Annotated in this window: 14 protein-coding genes and 1 pseudogene; 10 read left to right on the top strand and 5 right to left on the bottom strand. The window is 64.0% G+C overall.

The features are described from left to right. Positions 1–242 precede the first annotated feature (242 nt). Positions 243–1,274 (bottom strand): hydroxyacid dehydrogenase, encoded by a 1,032-nt coding sequence (locus EOA75_RS05490; protein WP_127323802.1) that lies wholly within the window; start codon positions 1,272–1,274, stop codon positions 243–245. Positions 1,275–1,412: 138 nt separating this feature from the next. Here EOA75_RS05490 and EOA75_RS05485 point away from each other — a divergent pair, with 138 nt between their 5' ends. The 5 genes from EOA75_RS05485 to EOA75_RS05465 all read left to right on the top strand — a co-directional run bounded on the left by EOA75_RS05485 (position 1,413) and on the right by EOA75_RS05465 (position 6,314). Beyond that, a complete protein-coding gene (locus EOA75_RS05485) occupies positions 1,413–2,486 on the top strand; it encodes a LacI family DNA-binding transcriptional regulator (RefSeq protein WP_127239830.1) in 1,074 nt (357 codons plus the stop codon). Positions 2,487–2,558: 72 nt separating this feature from the next. Further along, on the top strand, positions 2,559–3,548 hold the full coding sequence (locus EOA75_RS05480; protein ID WP_127323801.1) for a substrate-binding domain-containing protein: 990 nt from the start codon (positions 2,559–2,561) through the stop codon (positions 3,546–3,548). A 144-nt stretch (positions 3,549–3,692) separates the two neighbouring features. After that, positions 3,693–4,685: an ABC transporter permease gene (locus tag EOA75_RS05475; protein ID WP_067328839.1), complete on the top strand. Its 993-nt coding sequence runs from the start codon at positions 3,693–3,695 to the stop codon at positions 4,683–4,685. Then, positions 4,682–5,458: an ATP-binding cassette domain-containing protein gene (locus EOA75_RS05470; protein ID WP_066992195.1), complete on the top strand. Its 777-nt coding sequence runs from the start codon at positions 4,682–4,684 to the stop codon at positions 5,456–5,458. The genes EOA75_RS05475 and EOA75_RS05470 overlap by 4 nt, the downstream gene beginning before the upstream one ends. A 1-nt stretch (position 5,459) precedes the next feature. Next, positions 5,460–6,314, top strand: a complete 855-nt coding sequence (locus EOA75_RS05465) for a sugar phosphate isomerase/epimerase family protein (RefSeq protein WP_127323800.1) — start codon at positions 5,460–5,462, stop codon at positions 6,312–6,314. Positions 6,315–6,319: 5 nt separating this feature from the next. On the opposite strand, the gene EOA75_RS05460 is transcribed toward EOA75_RS05465, so the two are convergent. After that, positions 6,320–7,978 carry a sulfatase-like hydrolase/transferase gene (locus EOA75_RS05460; RefSeq protein WP_127323799.1) on the bottom strand — a complete coding sequence of 553 codons (1,659 nt, stop codon included), beginning with the start codon at positions 7,976–7,978 and terminating at the stop codon, positions 6,320–6,322. A 145-nt stretch (positions 7,979–8,123) separates the two neighbouring features. On the opposite strand from EOA75_RS05460, the gene EOA75_RS05455 reads away from it, so the two are divergent. The 5 genes and pseudogenes from EOA75_RS05455 to EOA75_RS05435 all read left to right on the top strand — a co-directional run. Continuing rightward, positions 8,124–9,113, top strand: coding sequence for a sugar phosphate isomerase/epimerase family protein (locus EOA75_RS05455; protein WP_127323798.1), 990 nt, complete (start codon positions 8,124–8,126; stop codon positions 9,111–9,113). Further along, on the top strand, positions 9,110–9,979 hold the full coding sequence (locus EOA75_RS05450) for a MurR/RpiR family transcriptional regulator (RefSeq protein ID WP_127323797.1): 870 nt from the start codon (positions 9,110–9,112) through the stop codon (positions 9,977–9,979). The genes EOA75_RS05455 and EOA75_RS05450 overlap by 4 nt, the downstream gene beginning before the upstream one ends. 13 nt (positions 9,980–9,992) lie before the next feature. Next, on the top strand, positions 9,993–10,928 hold the full coding sequence (locus EOA75_RS05445; RefSeq protein ID WP_127323796.1) for a PfkB family carbohydrate kinase: 936 nt from the start codon (positions 9,993–9,995) through the stop codon (positions 10,926–10,928). 56 nt (positions 10,929–10,984) lie between these two features. Continuing rightward, on the top strand, positions 10,985–11,800 hold the full coding sequence (gene pcaD, locus EOA75_RS05440) for a 3-oxoadipate enol-lactonase (protein WP_127323795.1): 816 nt from the start codon (positions 10,985–10,987) through the stop codon (positions 11,798–11,800). Between the two features lie 59 nt (positions 11,801–11,859). Beyond that, positions 11,860–12,021 (top strand): annotated as a pseudogene (locus EOA75_RS05435) (4-hydroxybenzoate 3-monooxygenase); the annotation flags it as partial. A gap of 13 nt (positions 12,022–12,034) precedes the next feature. Here the strand turns inward: EOA75_RS05435 and pcaF are convergent. Genes pcaF through EOA75_RS05420 form a run of 3 tightly spaced genes read right to left on the bottom strand, consistent with a single transcriptional unit; the run spans position 12,035 to position 14,894 of the window. Next, a complete protein-coding gene (pcaF, locus tag EOA75_RS05430; RefSeq protein WP_127323794.1) occupies positions 12,035–13,240 on the bottom strand; it encodes a 3-oxoadipyl-CoA thiolase in 1,206 nt (401 codons plus the stop codon). Next, a complete protein-coding gene (locus EOA75_RS05425) occupies positions 13,240–14,040 on the bottom strand; it encodes a CoA-transferase subunit beta (RefSeq protein ID WP_127323793.1) in 801 nt (266 codons plus the stop codon). Before EOA75_RS05425 ends, pcaF begins: the two co-directional genes overlap by 1 nt. Beyond that, positions 14,037–14,894, bottom strand: a complete 858-nt coding sequence (locus EOA75_RS05420) for a CoA transferase subunit A (RefSeq protein WP_127216185.1) — start codon at positions 14,892–14,894, stop codon at positions 14,037–14,039. Before EOA75_RS05420 ends, EOA75_RS05425 begins: the two co-directional genes overlap by 4 nt. Positions 14,895–14,937 lie beyond the last annotated feature (43 nt).

The following is a 14,937-nucleotide window of genomic DNA, read 5'->3' as shown; positions in this document are numbered from 1 at the left end:
CATCTTGATGTTCATGACATAAACCTCCTGTTTCTCTGGATCGTTCGAGAAACGATCGTGTCATCAACGGAAGGTCCGGATCAAAGTTCCTCTATTCCCGTGAAATGCAGAAAAAAATTCTGAAAAAAAATGGTCCTGAGAGGGCCGAAACTCTCCGTGGTCCGGCCGTTAATTTTGGTTGCATTACACTCAGGGCGGCAATCAGTAGCAGGAACGCTAATGTTCCAGGCGACGAGGCGCGATCAGTTCCTGTCGACCGGCTTGGAGCGCATCCGCGAAACGGTCTCTCGCTCGGCGCGCTTGGAGCGCATCGGCGGCAGACCGCGATCGACGAGGTCCATGTCCTCCAGCACCATGTCGCCCATGCGCTTGAAGGCAACGTCGAGCGCGCCGGCGCGGTGTGCCGAGCGCAGAAAGCCGGAAAGCGAGCGCACCGGGTGGTTCTTGGCCAGCGGCTCCTCGGGAAACACGTCGCTGGCCGCAACGACATGGCCGCTTTTGACCGCTTCCATCAGCGCCGGGAAATCGACGACGCCGGCGCGGCTGAGCAGGATGAAGGCGGCGCCCTGGCGCATCTTGGCGAAAGCGTCGGCGCCGAGAAAACCCTGGTTCTCGCTGGTCACCGAGGCGACGACGAAAACGAAATCGCTTTCCGACAGCACCTTGTCGAGCGAGGCCGGCTCGACGCCATGCTCCACCAGCACGGAAGGCGGCAGCCAGGGATCGAAGACCTTGGTGCGCGTGCGGAAGCCGGTCAGCAGCCGATTGAGAGCGCGGCCAAGATCGCCGAAGCCGATGATGCCGACATCCGAACCTGAGAGGAGTCGCGCCGTCTGGTTGCCGTCGCCGCCCCATAGTTCCTCGCCTTGCCGGAAGGCGAGGTCGGCATCGACGATGCCGCGCGCCAAGTTTAGCGCCATGGCAAGGCCGAGTTCCGCCACCGGCTCCGCGAACACCAGGCCGGTGGTGACGACGTGAATGCCGCGGGCAAACAGCGTCTCATAGGGCATGTTGTTGATGAGATTGGTCTCGACGTTGAAGATGCAGCGCAGCGCTTTCAACCTCTCCAGCGTCTGAGGGGTGATCGGCGGCTGGCCGACGATGTAGCGGGCTTCGGCCAGCACATCTGTCGGCAACTCCGAGACGCCTTCCGGCGTTGTCTCGACGATGCGATATCTTTTGCGGAAGCGCGCCAGCTGCGGCGGCGTGAAGATCAGGTCGAGCGTGCGCGGTTCGGGTGCGCTGATCACCAGCGGCGAGGCTTTGTTGGACATGATTTTCCTCCCGGCGCGATTGGATCGCATCAATCATATCAGCGTTTTTACTCCCGATGAAACGATTTACAACAGCGAAAAATCGATTTATCGATTATGTTAACGAGAGGGCGACCACTCGCCTCCGGGAGAAGATTAATGGCGCAACAGCAGGCCCAGCAGCGGCGCGCGTCGATCCACGATGTGGCAAGCCAGGCGGGCGTGTCGGCGGCCACTGTTTCCAAGGTTCTTTCCGGCGTCACCACGGTAAAACCGGAAAACGCGCAGCGCGTCCTCGATGCCGTCGAGCTTCTGGGCTACCGCGTCGATCCGCTCGCCTCGGATATGCGCAGGGCCAAGCGTCGCATCATCGGCGCCATCATGCCGGAGTTCGAAAGCGAGTTCTTCGGCCAGATGGTGAGCGAGCTCGAAGGCCTCGCCGAGCAACGCGGCTATACGCTGGTCGCCGCCTCCAGCCGGGAATCGGAGCAACGTGAGAAGGAGATCCTCGCCCGCATGCATGACTGGCGCGTTGCCGGCGTCGTACTGGCGCCGGTGCGAAACGAGCACGGACCGGCGGCTGGTTTCATGAAAGCGAACGGCATGACAGGGGTGCTGATTGACCGCGTGCTTGCCGATGACGCCTTCGACACGGTTTCGGCCGACAGCGCTGCGGCAAGCGCCGAAGTGGCGCGCGCGCTGGTCAGCCAGGGCCATCGTCATGTTCTTGTGGTCGGTCTCGGCCAGCAGGCGGCGACCGTGCGCGCCCGGCTCGAAGGGTTTCGCAAGATGGCGCTTGAGCTTGCGCCCGACATCCGGATCGACGTCGTACTCTGCGAAAGCGATGTCGGGCCTTTGCGGACGCTGCTTCGCGATTATTTCAGCCAGCGGGAAGACGGCGGCGACAGGCCTACGGCGGTCTATTCGCTCTTCCTGAAGGGCACGCTGGTGGCGCTTTCGGAGTTTCGGCGGCGCGGCTGGCACTGCCCAAACGACATCTCGCTGGTCGGCTTCGACGACGCCGAATGGATGCAGGTGACGTGGCCGGCGATCGCCGCGGTGGTGCAGCCGGTGCGCGAGATCGCCGCCAACGCAATGGAGGTTTTGTTTCGCAGGATCGAAGGCGAGCGCGGCCCGCCGAGGGCGCGGCTCGAACCTTGCAAGGTGTTCATGCGGGAATCCGTTGGCTCGCCAGGCAGCGTCCCGCATTCCGGGGGAGGAGACCGACAATAACCCCCATGTCGACAACGGAAGAAGAGTGCCGGCCCTGGCCGAGGCATCCGGCGCAAACAAACGGAGGACGGAATGACATCGCTTTCCACAAAGATAAATCGATTTACTCTCGCGTTGGGCGTAGCGCTTACGTTTGCCGCGGTCGGCGCTGCTAAGGCCGAGGACGGCGAATATGGCGTGCTGATGAAGACCTTGGCCAATCCGTTCTGGGGCGCGATGGCGCAGGGCGTCGCCGACGGCGCCAAGGAGGCCGGCGTGAAATACTTCCAGCAGGCGGCCGAAAGCGACCAGGCGGCCGAGCCGCAGCTCAACCTCTGCAACACGATGCTCGAGCGCAAGCCGGTGGCGATGATCACCGCCGCCATCAACTCGACCAACCTCTTGCCCTGCCTGAAATCGGCGCAGGATGCCGGCATCAAGATCGTCGATCTCGACAACAATCTTGACCAGGCGGTTCTCGACAAGGAAGGCGTCAAGGTTACCTTCCATATCGGTTCCGACAACGTCGCCGCGGGTGCGCAAGGGGCCGAATATCTCGTCTCCAAGCTTGGCAAGGACGCCAAGGGTCCGGTGCTGGTGATCGAGGGTCTCTCAGGCAACATCACCGGCGAGAAGCGCGCCAAGGGCTTTGCCGACAAGCTCAAGGAACTGGCGCCGGGGCTCGAGGTGGTCGCCTCGCTGCCGGGCGATTGGGATCGCGGCAAGGCCGCCTCGATCGCCACCGACACACTGACGGCGCATCCCGATCTGGTTGCCATCTTCTGCGCCAACGACGGCATGGCGTTGGGCGCCGTTGAATCGGTCTACGCCGCCGGCAAAGGCGAGCAGGTGACGATCATCGGCGTGGACGGCAACATCGACGCGGTGAAGTCGATCAAGGAAGGCCGCCTGAACGCTTCCGTCGCGCAGCTTCCCTATCTCGTCGGCAAGCAGGCGGTCGAGAACGTCAAGAAGGCGCTGGCCGGCGAGAAGGTCGAGGAAAGCATCGCGGTGCCCACCCTGGTGCTGACCAAGGACGTGCTCGACGCCGGCAAGGAGCCGATGCTGCAATATGTGAAGTAGCAAGAGAAGGGACTAGGGGAGCAGGTCAGTAGGGGAGTAGGTCAGTAGTAGGGGGTAGGAGGAGGAAGGTTTGCACTTCCCAGACCCGGCTCTCTCCCGCTGACTTCCCTATTCCCCTAGTCCCCTACCCAGAAGGGTCAAAACATGGCTTCCGAAACGGCGCAGCCCGGGTTTTGGGCTCGGGTGCAGCGCGCATCCGTCGAGAGGCTCCACATCAGGCTGGAGTCGCTGCTGGTGCTTGTGCTGCTGAGCGCGGCGATGGCGATTCTGTCGCCTTTCTTCCTGTCGCTCAGCAATTTCCTCAACATCCTGCTCGCGACGTCGACGATCGGCGTGCTGGCGATCGCCGCGACCTTCGTCATCGGTTCAGGTGGGCTCGATCTGTCGCTGGGATCGGTCATGGGCCTTGCCGGCGTGGCGGGGGCCTTCGTCGCCGTCAACCTCGGCTGGCCGTCGGTGTTCGCGGTGATCGCCTGCATTCTGGCCGGAAGTATCGCCGGCTACATCAACGGCCAACTGGTCACCCGCGCCTTCGTGCCGGCCTTCATCGTAACGCTCGGCATGCTGGGCCTTGCGCGCGGGCTGGCGCTCGTCATCTCGCAGGGCAGGGCGATCTACGGCCTGCCGCCGGAGATCGTCTATATCGGGCAAGGGAGGCCGCTCGGCATTCCGATGCCTGTCATCATCTTCGTGCTGACGGCGATCGTCGCGCATACGGTGCTTGCCTATACGCGCTTCGGCCGCCACACTTTGGCGCTCGGCGACAGCGAGGGCGCGGCGCGCGCAGCCGGCATCCGCGTCGAGCAGCATCGCCGCATCATCTACACGCTCTCCGGCGCGCTTGCCGGGCTTGCCGGTCTCTTGTTCACCGCCCGCGTCAATGCGGGCGACCCGACCGCCGGCATCAACTACGAACTCACCGCGATCACCGCGGCGATCATCGGCGGCACCAACCTGTTCGGCGGCCGTGCCTCGATCCTCGGCACCATGATCGGCGCTCTGATCATGGGCGTGCTGCAGAACGGGCTGACGCTGCTTGCCGTGCAATCCTATTACCAGCAGATGGCGATCGGCGCGGTTCTCATCCTCGCGGTCTTCATCGACCAGTATCAGGTGCGGAAGGAGTCGCGCGTATGACCCTGCTTTCGCTCCACAAGATCCGCAAAAGCTTCGGGGCGGTCGACGTGCTGCATGGCGTCGACCTGTCGGTCGCGGCCGGCGAGGTGGTCGGGCTGGTCGGCGACAACGGCGCCGGCAAGTCGACGCTGATGAAGACCATCACCGGCATCTACCGCGCCGACACCGGCTCGATCGAGTTCGACGGCAAGGACATCCTCGCTCTCGATCCCGGCCAGCGGCGCCGGCTCGGCATCGAGATGATCTACCAGGATCTGTCCTTGGCCAAGCAGCAGGACGTGGCCTCCAACATCTTCCTTGGCCGAGAGCCGACGAAAAGGCTGCTCGGCCTCTTCCCCGGCTTTGTCGACAAGACCGAGATGGATCGGCAGGCTGCGCGGATGATCGAGCGGCTCGGGGCGCACCTGCCGTCGATCAGTCGTTCCGTCGGCTCCTTCTCCGGCGGCCAGCAGCAGACGGTGGCGATCGCGCGGGCGCTCACCTTCAACCCGAAGCTCGTCATCATGGACGAGCCGACGGCGGCGCTCGCCGTGCGCGAGGTGCAGAGCGTGCTCGATCTCATCCGGCGGCTGAAGTCTGAAGGCATCGCCGTCATTTTGATCTCGCACCGGCTGAACGACGTGCTGTCGGTCACCGATCGCATCGTCGTGCTGCGCCACGGCAGGGCGGATGCCGATCTCGTCACCGCCAAAACCAACATGAACGAAGTCGTCAGCCGCATCGTCGGCGGCGGCGATACGGCCGCCGCGGCGGCGCACGAGCAACGAGGCTGATATGAATGTTTTCGGACTGCACACTTTCGCCATCGCCCCGGTCTGGGATCTGGCCCGCATCGAGCCGCAGATGGATCGGCTGAAGGAGCTCGGCATCGGCCTCATGGAAATCCCGCTGCTCAGACCCGAGGAGATCGACACCAAGCGCACGCGCGGTTTTGCAAACCATTATGGCGTGCAGCTCATTCCCTCGCTCGGCTTGCCGCGCGCGCTCGACGTGGTGGAGCGGCCGGAAGAGGCGCTCGACTTCCTGCAGCCGGCCTTCAACGTTTGCAACGAGGTGGGCGCCGAGGCGCTCGGCGGCGTCACCTATGGAACGATCGGCAAGACCACCGGCCGGGCGCCGACGCAGCGGGAGATCGACGGCATGTGCCGCTTCCTCGAAAGGGCGGCAAAGTCGGCGAAGGCCCGCAGCCTGAAGCTCGGCATCGAACCCTGCAACCGCTACGAGACGCATCTGATCAACCGCGGCGTCGACGCGGCGCGCATCATCGAGCGCATCGGCGCCGACAACATCTTCATACATCTCGACACCTACCACATGCATATCGAGGAAGAGAGCTTCGCGGCCGGCTTCGAGGCGGCGGCGCCCTTCCTCGGCTATGTCCATGTGTCGGAGGCCAATCGCGGCGTGCCGGGGCGCGGCATGCTGAACTGGGCAGCCTGCATGAAGGCGATCGCCGACATCGGCTATGCGGGCCCGATCACGCTCGAAAGCATGAACCATGTCGACGTCGACATCGCCGGCGGGCTCGCGGTATGGCGTCCGGTGGCGGAAGACCCGCGCGACGTCATCGAGGTGGGGCTGCCCTTCCTGCGCGACGAAGCGAAGAAGGCGGGGCTGACACTCGGGTAACGAAGCTACTTGCCCCGGCGCGTCAGCCAGCGGCGACGCGCCTCCTGCTGTTCGGCGAGTTCGGCCTCGTCCCAGTAGCCGATGAGCACGCCGGAGCCGATGATCGGGTCGAAATGCCCGACCTTGTCGTCGATCTCCGTCAGCCACTCGTTGGGGACGGTAATGCGGTTGTTGGGCAGCGCCAGCCAGCGCATCAGCATTTTGCGCAGCCGCTCGATATCGCCGGCGGCCGACGGCTCGCGGCCGAGGTCGCGCAATTCGCCGGGGTCGTTCTGGAGATCGAAGAACATCGGCTCGACACCTTCACCATGGACGAGTTTGAAGCGGCCGTCGGTGATCATGTAGAGCTTGCAGCCCGAAACCGGCATGACGAGCTTCAGCCGCGCCGCATCGCCGCTGTAGTCATATTCGCTCACGGCATAGTTGCGCAGGCTCTTCCGCTCACCCGAAGTCAGCGACAGCAGCGAGCGGCCTTCGAGGACATGCGGCTTGGGCCTGCCGCCGAAATAATCGAGAAAGGTGGGCGCGAGATCGATCATCTCGACCAGCGCGTCCGACGTGGTTCCTCTTGTGACGTCGGCTTCCGGACGAGGATCGTAGACGATCATCGGCACCTTCACCGCGACGTCGTGGAACAGGTATTTCTCGCCGAGCCAATGGTCGCCGAGATAGTCGCCGTGGTCAGAAGTGAAGACGACAAGCGTGTTCTTGAATAGGCCGCGCTTCTCCATGAAGTCGAACAAATGGCCGAGCTGATCGTCGATCTGCTTGATCAGGCCCATGTAGCAGGGAACGACCGTTTCGCGGACCTCATCGCGCGAGAAGTTCTTCGAGTACCGCTCCTGCTGGAAGGCCTCGAAGATCGGGTTTGGCGAGACGCGCTCGGCTTCGCTGCGAACGGGCGGCTGGATGTCCGCCTTGCCGTACATGGCGTGGTAGGGCGCGGGCACGATATAGGGCCAGTGCGGCTTGATGTAGGAAAGATGCGCGCACCAGGCTTCGCCCTTGGCCTCGGCGTCCTCAATGAAGCGCATGGCACGGCGCGTCATGTAAGGCGTCTCGGAATGCTCCTCCGGAATGCGCGCCGCCTTGTCGGCATGGACGAGCAGCCAGCCGTTGAAATTCTCGCCATTCTCGCCTTCGCCGGAATTCGCCCAATGCTCCCAAGGATTTTCGGCCTCGAAGCCGTGCTGGCGCAGATAGGTGTCGTAGACCGGATCGGGGTCGTAGCTGGTCGAGGGGTGCAGGCCGTCATCGCGCTCGAACGGCTCGAAGCCGCATTCCGCGACACGCACGCCGATGACGGAATCCTTGGCGATGCCGAGGCGCTCCATGCCTTCCTCGTCGGCCTTCATATGTGTCTTGCCGATGAGCGCACAACGCACGCCGACCTCGCGCAGATGGTCGCCCAGCGTCGGCTCGTCGACCCTGAGCGGCACGCCATTATGCGTCGAGCCGTGCGAGCGGACGTAGCGGCCGGTATAGGCGCTCATGCGCGAGGGGCCGCAGACCGTCGATTGCACATAGGCTTTGGTGAAACGCACGCCGCGGCTGGCGAGCCGGTCGATGTTCGGCGTCGTCAGCCTCTTGTGCCCGGCGCAGCTCAGATAATCGAACCGCAGCTGGTCGCACATGATGAAAAGGACGTTGCGTTTCGAGGTCATTGCTGCCCGTCGGAATGGTTCTCGAACCCGGTAATGCCAGAACAATCAGCGCATGCCAACCAGGGCAACCAGCCTGCACAGCTCACCAGAGAACTTTACAAAATCATTTTTTCATGTGAAGTCTCAGGCATCCCAAGGATTCCAAATGACATCCCACCGTTTTGCCACCCGTCTCAATTCCTTCGCCTCGCGGCCTGAGGCGGAGTGGGCCGGGCTTACCGGGAAGCCCTCGGTGCTGCAGATGGCGGCGCGGGCGGCTAAGGTCGAGGGGCTCACCGATCTCGACCTCAACTTTCCCGACCATATCGGTGAAAACCCCAGGGAAATCGCACGGAGGCTTGGTGATCTCGGGCTTTCCATCAATGGCTTCGCGATGCGCTACTATTCCAATCCCGCCTTCAAGCTCGGCGCGTTCACCAATCCCGATCCGGCAGTGCGGCGTGAAGCCATCGACCTCACCAAGGCTGGCATCGACGCGGCGCGAGAGGCCGGCGCCGGTCTCATGACATTGTGGCTGGGGCAGGATGGTTTCGACTACGCTTTCCAGGCCGACTACGCGACACTTTGGCAACACGAAATCGACGGTATTCGTGAAGTTGCGGCGCATGACCCCGATTGCGCCATCAGTCTCGAATATAAGCCGAACGAGCCGCGTTCTTATTCGCTGATGCCGGATGCCGCGACCACGTTGCTGGCGATCCGCGAGGCCGGCCTGCCCAATCTCGGCGTCACCCTCGACTTCGCGCATGTTCTTTATGCCGACGAGCAACCGGCCTTTGCCGCCGCTCTTGTCGCCCGTCACAGCAGGTTGCTCGGTGTTCATCTCAACGATGGCTACGCCAAGCGCGACGACGGCCTGATGGTCGGCGCCGTGCACACGCTGCAGACCATCGAGCTGCTGCGCCAGATACGCAGGGACGGCTACGCCGGTGCCATCTATTTCGACACCTTTCCGGACATGACCGGTCTCGACCCGGTGCGCGAATGCGAGGTCAACATCGCCACCGTCAAGCGCATGTTGCGGGTCGTCGAGCGGCTGGAGCGGGACAATCGGTTGGCGGCTGCCCTCGACGGGCAGGACGCGGTTACCTCGCAGGCTATCGTCCAGGAAATCCTGCTCGGAGCTGCAGGATGACGTCCGCGGATCTCCGGGCCGTGGGGCCGCGCATCCGCATGATGATGCCGCATCTCACACCGCTGGAGGCAAAGGTGGTGGAAACCGTGTTCGGCCGCCGCGGATTCGACGAGACGATCCCTTTGAAGGAGATCGCTGACGAGGCCGGCGTCTCCGAGGCGATGGTGGTGAAGATTGCCAAGAAGCTGGGCTTCTCCGGCTATCGCGACTTCCGGACGGCAGTCTGCGAATACAGCCGCTCGCCGACCGCCGAGATGCACCGGGAACTCTCCGTCGACGACAGTTCGGCCGAGATCGTGCAAAAGGTCTTCCGCACTTCGATACAGGCGCTGGAGGAAACGCTGGCGATCCTTGACATCGGCGATTTCGACCGGGCCGCCGACGCCATAGAAGTCGCGATTTCTGGATCGATAAATGAGGTCGGCGGCTCGGCTCAGATCGCCCGGGACGTCTCGCACAAGTTCCTGCGGATCGGCGTCCGCGCGGCGGTTTACGACGATTCCCACATGATGCTCATGTCGGCGTCGCTCCTCGGCGCCGAAGACATTGCCGTCGGCTTTTCCCATTCCGGCAACAGCAGCGCGGTGATTGATGCCGTTCAGCTCGCCAAGAAGAACGGCGCCCGCACGCTTGCCATAACCAACTACGCCAACTCGCCGCTGGCAGCCGAGGCGGATGTCGTGCTCTGCTCGACCGCGCGGGGGTCGCCGCTGATGGGCGAGAATGCGGCCGCCCGTATCGCCCAGCTCAACATCCTGGATGCGCTGTTCGTCGCGGTGGCGCAGCGCGACTACCAGGCGGCGGAGCACAATCTCGGCCGCACCATGTCGGCAGTGACGTCGAAACGGCGAGACAAGTACAGATGAAAGATCGTCGCGGATGAGTGTTGCTTCAGCGGGGCTGGTGGCCGTGTTCGGCGGCCTGCATTACGACATCCTGGTCGACGCACCGGATCGTCCGCGCAAGGGCGAGACGGTGACCGGTTTCGGATGGCAGCCGAAATGCGGCGGCAAGGGCGGCAATCAGGTCCTGTCGGCGGCGCGTGCGGGTGCGAGGTCGGCGATGATCGGCGCCGTCGGCGACGACGATTTTGGCTGCGCGCTCCTCGCCAATCTCAGCCGCAGCAATGTCGAGCACCGCTTCGTGCGAGTGGAACCGGGCATCCGATCAGGCATGAGCGTTGCCATTTTCGACGACGATGGCGACTACGGCGCGGTGATCGTTTCCGGCAGCAATCTGACACTCGGCGAAAAGGATGTCGCGGCGGCCGCCGGTCTGCTCGCGCAGGCTGAGGTGCTGTTGCTGCAGAACGAAGTGCCGGAAATCGCCAACATCGCTGCCGCGCGCGCGGCGAAGGCTCACGGCTGCTGCGTCGTGCTCAACGCGGCGCCGGCCCGGCCGCTGCCCGCCGAACTCACCGGGCTCGTCGACATCGTGATCACCAACGCCATAGAGGCGGAGTTCCTGGCCGGCATTCCGGTCGTCGACACGCTTGAAGGCGCGGCTGAGGCAGCGCGGCAATTGGCAATCGTTTATCCGGCTGCAATCGTCACCGCCGGCGGCGATGGCGTCGCCTATCACGATCGCGATGGCCGCGCCTTTGCGCTCGCTGCCATTCCGGTGAAGGTGGTCAGCACCCATGGCGCAGGTGACGAATTCGTCGGTGCCTTTGCGGCTGCGCTTGCTCGCGGCGAGCCCACCGAGGCCGCCATCGCCGCCGCGAATGCCGCCGCCGCCCTGCTGGTCTCGACCCCGGAGGCGGATCGCCAGACGCCCCCTCAAAAGATCCAATGCGGCGTGCACCGTCCAGAGTAGCCCTCGGTTTACCGATCTAGACAACTGGTGCAATGTTGGTTTGGAGGATCGAGATCGTGCCATTCGTCAGTATCGGCGGCATTGCGTTGCACCATCGCCTTATCGCCGGGACGGCTGCTGCGCGCCCGATCATCTTCATCAATTCGCTCGGCACCGACTTGCGGATCTGGGACGATGTCGTCGCACGGCTTGCCGGTGAGATGCCGATGCTCGTCTATGACAAGCGCGGCCACGGACTTTCCGACATCGGCAGCGGCGTGCGCTCGATCGACGACCATGTCGACGATCTGAGCGCGCTCATCGATTGCTTCGGCTTCCAGAAGGTCGTGCTTTTTGGCCTGTCGGTCGGCGGCATGGTCGCGCAGGGGTTCTATGCACGGCGGCCCGAACTCGTCGAAGCGCTGATCCTCAGCGACACCGCGCACAAAATAGGTACCGCCGAGAGCTGGAACAGCCGCATCGCGACGGTCGAGCGTGACGGCATCGAGGCGATTGCCGATGGCATCATGAAGGTGTGGTTCACGCCGGATTTTCATGCCAACCGCGTCGCAGAACTTGCCGGTTGCCGCAACATGCTGACCAGGCAGGCGCTGCCAGGTTACATCGGCACGTGTATGGCGGCTCGCGACGCGGATTTCACCGACAGCGCGCGCCGCATCGCGGTGCCGACGCTCTGCATCGTCGGCGACCAGGACGGCTCGACGCCGCCCGATCTCGTGCGCTCGCTTGCCGACCTGATCCCCGGCGCGCGCTTCGAGGTGATCCGCGGCGCCGGGCACATTCCCTGCATCGAGCAGCCCGACGCGCTCGTCGCCCTGATCCGCGCCTTCGTCGCGTCGTTGCCTGAGGGAAAGCATCTCCATGGGCGATGACGCAAACAATACCAACCGATCCCGGACCGGGCTCGAGGGCGACGCATCGCATCGATTGCGAGGCGGTGCGCTTCTCCTGGTGGATGACGACGATCCTTCACCGCTTCCCCGAGGCGGGTGAGTTCGGTCAGCGCATCCAGGAAGCCGAGCTCAATTATCTCGTACACTCCAGCGCCGCCTCGACCGCGCTGGCGGAGAACTATGTCGGCCTGCCTTACTGAGCGGGCCGAGCCGTCAGACCCGTTCCAGTGCAATCGCAATGCCCTGGCCAACGCCGATGCACATGGTGGCCAAAGCGCAGCGTCCGCCGCGCTCGCGCAGCTCCAGCGCCGCCGTGCCGGTGATGCGCGCGCCCGACATGCCAAGCGGATGACCGAGCGCGATGGCGCCGCCGTTGGGGTTCACATGCTTCGCCTGCTCGGAAATTCCGAGTTCGCGCAGCACGGCAATGCCTTGCGAGGCGAAGGCTTCGTTCAACTCGACAACGTCGAATTGGTCAGGCCTCAAGCCGAGACGGGCGCAGAGCTTTTTGGTTGCCGGCGCGGGACCGATACCCATGATGCGCGGCGCGACGCCGGCAACAGCACCGCCGAGAATGCGGGCGATCGGCGTCAGGCCATGTTTCCTGGCAGCCGCTTCGGAGGCGATGATCAGCGCAGCAGCACCATCATTGACGCCGGAGGCATTGCCGACGGTCACCGTGCCGCCCTGGCGGAACGGCGTCGGCAGCTTGGCCAGCGCCTCGATGGTCGTGCCGGCGCGGGGATGCTCGTCCTTCGAGACGACGATTGGCTCGCCCTTTTTTTGCGGGATCGCCACCGGCGTGATCTCCTTCGCCAGCCGGCCATTGGCCTGCGCCGCAACAGCCTTGTCCTGGCTGCGCACGGCAAAGGCGTCCTGGTCGGCTCTGCTGACCGAAAACTCCTCGGCGACGTTCTCGCCGGTCTCCGGCATGGAATCGACGCCGTACTGCTTCTTCATCAGCGGGTTGACGAAGCGCCAGCCGATGGTGGTGTCGTAGATCTCGGCATTGCGCGAGAAGGCGGTGTCGGCCTTCGGCATGACGAAGGGCGCGCGGCTCATCGATTCCACCCCGCCGGCAATCATCAGCTCGGCCTCGCCGGCCCTGATGGCCCGGGCGGCGATGGTGACGGCATCCATGCCCGAGCCACAGAGCCGATTGATCGTGGAGCCCGGAATGTCCTGGGGAAGGCAGGCCAGCAGCAACGCCATCCGCGCCACGTTGCGGTTGTCCTCGCCGGCCTGGTTGGCGCAGCCAAAGACGACGTCGTCGACCGCGGCCCAGTCGACGCCCAGGTTGCGCTCGACCAACGCTTTCAGCGGAATGGCGGCGAGATCGTCGGCTCGCACCGAGGACAGCGCGCCGCCGAAACGGCCGATCGGCGTGCGGATATAGTCGCAGATGAAGGCATCAGTCATTATGCAGCTTTCCCTTTGGCGGTACCTGCATGCGCGGCCTTGCTGCGCGCCTGCAAATCGCGCAACGTCTTCAGCTCGATTTCCGTCGGCGCCGGCGTCTCGTCAAGCGCCTCGGCAAACTTTGCTTCCCAGCCACAGGTCGCCTGCACCTCTTCGCGGGTGACGCCGGGATGCAGCGACATGACGGTGAATTCGTTGGTGACAGGGTCCGGCTTCCAGACGGCGAGGTCGGTGATCAGCAAGGTCGGACCGGCGGTGTCGATGCCGAGCCGCTTGCGATGGTCGCCACCCTCGCCATGGCCGAAGGAGGTGAAGAAGTCGATCTTTTCGACCATGCCGCGCTTCGACTGCGCCATGGTGATGTAGACCTCTCGCGAGGAGGTGGCGATTTCCGGCGCGCCGCCGCCGCCGGGCAGCCGCGTTTTGGGATGCGCATAGTCGCCGATGACTGTAGTGTTGATGTTGCCGAATTTGTCGAGCTGGGCGGCGCCAAGGAAGCCGATGGTGATGCGGCCGCCCTGCAGCCAGTAGCGGAACATCTCCGGCACCGCGACGGTGGTGACCGCCGTCTCGCACAATTCGCCGTCGCCGATCGACAGCGGCAAAACGTGGGGCGCGGTGCCGATGGTGCCGCTCTCGTAGATCAGTGTGATGTCGGGCGCATGCGTCAGCCGCGCGACATTGCAGGCGGCCGACGGCGCCCCGATGCCGACAAAGCAGACATCGTCGTTCTTCAGCGCACGGCTGGCGGCGATCGTCATCATCTCGCTGGGGGTGAAGCCCAGATCATTCTCGCTCATGCCGCTTTCCTCAGATGCTCGACGCGAGCCGCGAAGTCGTCTGCGCTGCTCTCGATGACGTTCTTCTGCATCCATGCCTGAAAGCGGTCGCGGTCGGCGGCGATCTCGTCCCATTCGAGATAGGCGGAGTTGTCGCGCTCGTAATAGCCATGCGTGTAGGAGGGATGGGAGCCGCCCGGCACGATCGAGATTGCCGCGATCGTCCAATTGGGCAGCACGGTGAGATTGGGATGCAGATCGTCGAAACTGTCGACCACTTCTTCGACCGTCACCACGGCGCGTTTGGCCGCGAGCACGGCCTCCTTCTGGATGCCGATGATGCCCTCGACCAGCACATTGCCTTTGCGGTCGGCCTTCTGCGCGTGGATGAAGGCGACGTCGGGCCGGATCGCCGGAACGGCGGCTAGCACCTCGCCGGTAAACGGGCAGGTTATGGACTTGATGTTTGCATTGATGGCGGCAAGGCCTGCGCCGCGATAGCCGCGGAACACCGCGCAGGGCAGGCCGGCGGCACCCGCCTCATAGGCGTTGGCCATGCCGGCGTGGCTGTGCTCCTCGACCTCGATCGGCCGTGGAAAGCCGTTCTCGATGGCGTCGCGAACGCGCCTGAGCAGGCCGACGCCGGGATTGCCGAGATAGGAGAAGACGATCTTCTTGGCCATGCCCATGCCGATCATCTGATCGTAGATCAGGTCGGGCGTCATGCGGATCAGCGTCAGGTCGCGAAAGCACTGGCGGATTGCCTCATGGGCCGCGGCGGTCGGGATCAAATGGGTGAAGCCCTCGAAGGCGACCGTATCGCCATCGTGCAGAGTCTCCGCAACGGCCTTTTTCAGCGGCAGGAACTTGACCATCGTCCATTGCTCCGGAGATTAGAAGGTTCGTATCGGAGCATAT

This window comes from Mesorhizobium sp. M1A.F.Ca.IN.022.07.1.1 (assembly GCF_003997575.1).
Taxonomy (GTDB): domain Bacteria; phylum Pseudomonadota; class Alphaproteobacteria; order Rhizobiales; family Rhizobiaceae; genus Mesorhizobium.
Note: the sequence above shows the minus strand (reverse complement) of the source record. Positions and strands in the feature narration are given on the sequence as shown.

Bases quoted from the DNA above. Each gene is read 5' to 3' on its own strand.
- EOA75_RS05490 (WP_127323802.1), bottom strand. From the start codon at position 1,274: ATGTCCAACAAAGCCTCGCCGCTGGTGATCAGCGCACCCGAACCGCGC.
- EOA75_RS05485 (WP_127239830.1), top strand. From the start codon at position 1,413: ATGGCGCAACAGCAGGCCCAGCAGCGGCGCGCGTCGATCCACGATGTG.
- EOA75_RS05480 (WP_127323801.1), top strand. From the start codon at position 2,559: ATGACATCGCTTTCCACAAAGATAAATCGATTTACTCTCGCGTTGGGC.
- EOA75_RS05475 (WP_067328839.1), top strand. From the start codon at position 3,693: ATGGCTTCCGAAACGGCGCAGCCCGGGTTTTGGGCTCGGGTGCAGCGC.
- EOA75_RS05470 (WP_066992195.1), top strand. From the start codon at position 4,682: ATGACCCTGCTTTCGCTCCACAAGATCCGCAAAAGCTTCGGGGCGGTC.
- EOA75_RS05465 (WP_127323800.1), top strand. From the start codon at position 5,460: ATGAATGTTTTCGGACTGCACACTTTCGCCATCGCCCCGGTCTGGGAT.
- EOA75_RS05460 (WP_127323799.1), bottom strand. From the start codon at position 7,978: ATGACCTCGAAACGCAACGTCCTTTTCATCATGTGCGACCAGCTGCGG.
- EOA75_RS05455 (WP_127323798.1), top strand. From the start codon at position 8,124: ATGACATCCCACCGTTTTGCCACCCGTCTCAATTCCTTCGCCTCGCGG.
- EOA75_RS05450 (WP_127323797.1), top strand. From the start codon at position 9,110: ATGACGTCCGCGGATCTCCGGGCCGTGGGGCCGCGCATCCGCATGATG.
- EOA75_RS05445 (WP_127323796.1), top strand. From the start codon at position 9,993: ATGAGTGTTGCTTCAGCGGGGCTGGTGGCCGTGTTCGGCGGCCTGCAT.
- pcaF (WP_127323794.1), bottom strand. From the start codon at position 13,240: ATGACTGATGCCTTCATCTGCGACTATATCCGCACGCCGATCGGCCGT.
- EOA75_RS05425 (WP_127323793.1), bottom strand. From the start codon at position 14,040: ATGAGCGAGAATGATCTGGGCTTCACCCCCAGCGAGATGATGACGATC.
- EOA75_RS05420 (WP_127216185.1), bottom strand. From the start codon at position 14,894: ATGGTCAAGTTCCTGCCGCTGAAAAAGGCCGTTGCGGAGACTCTGCAC.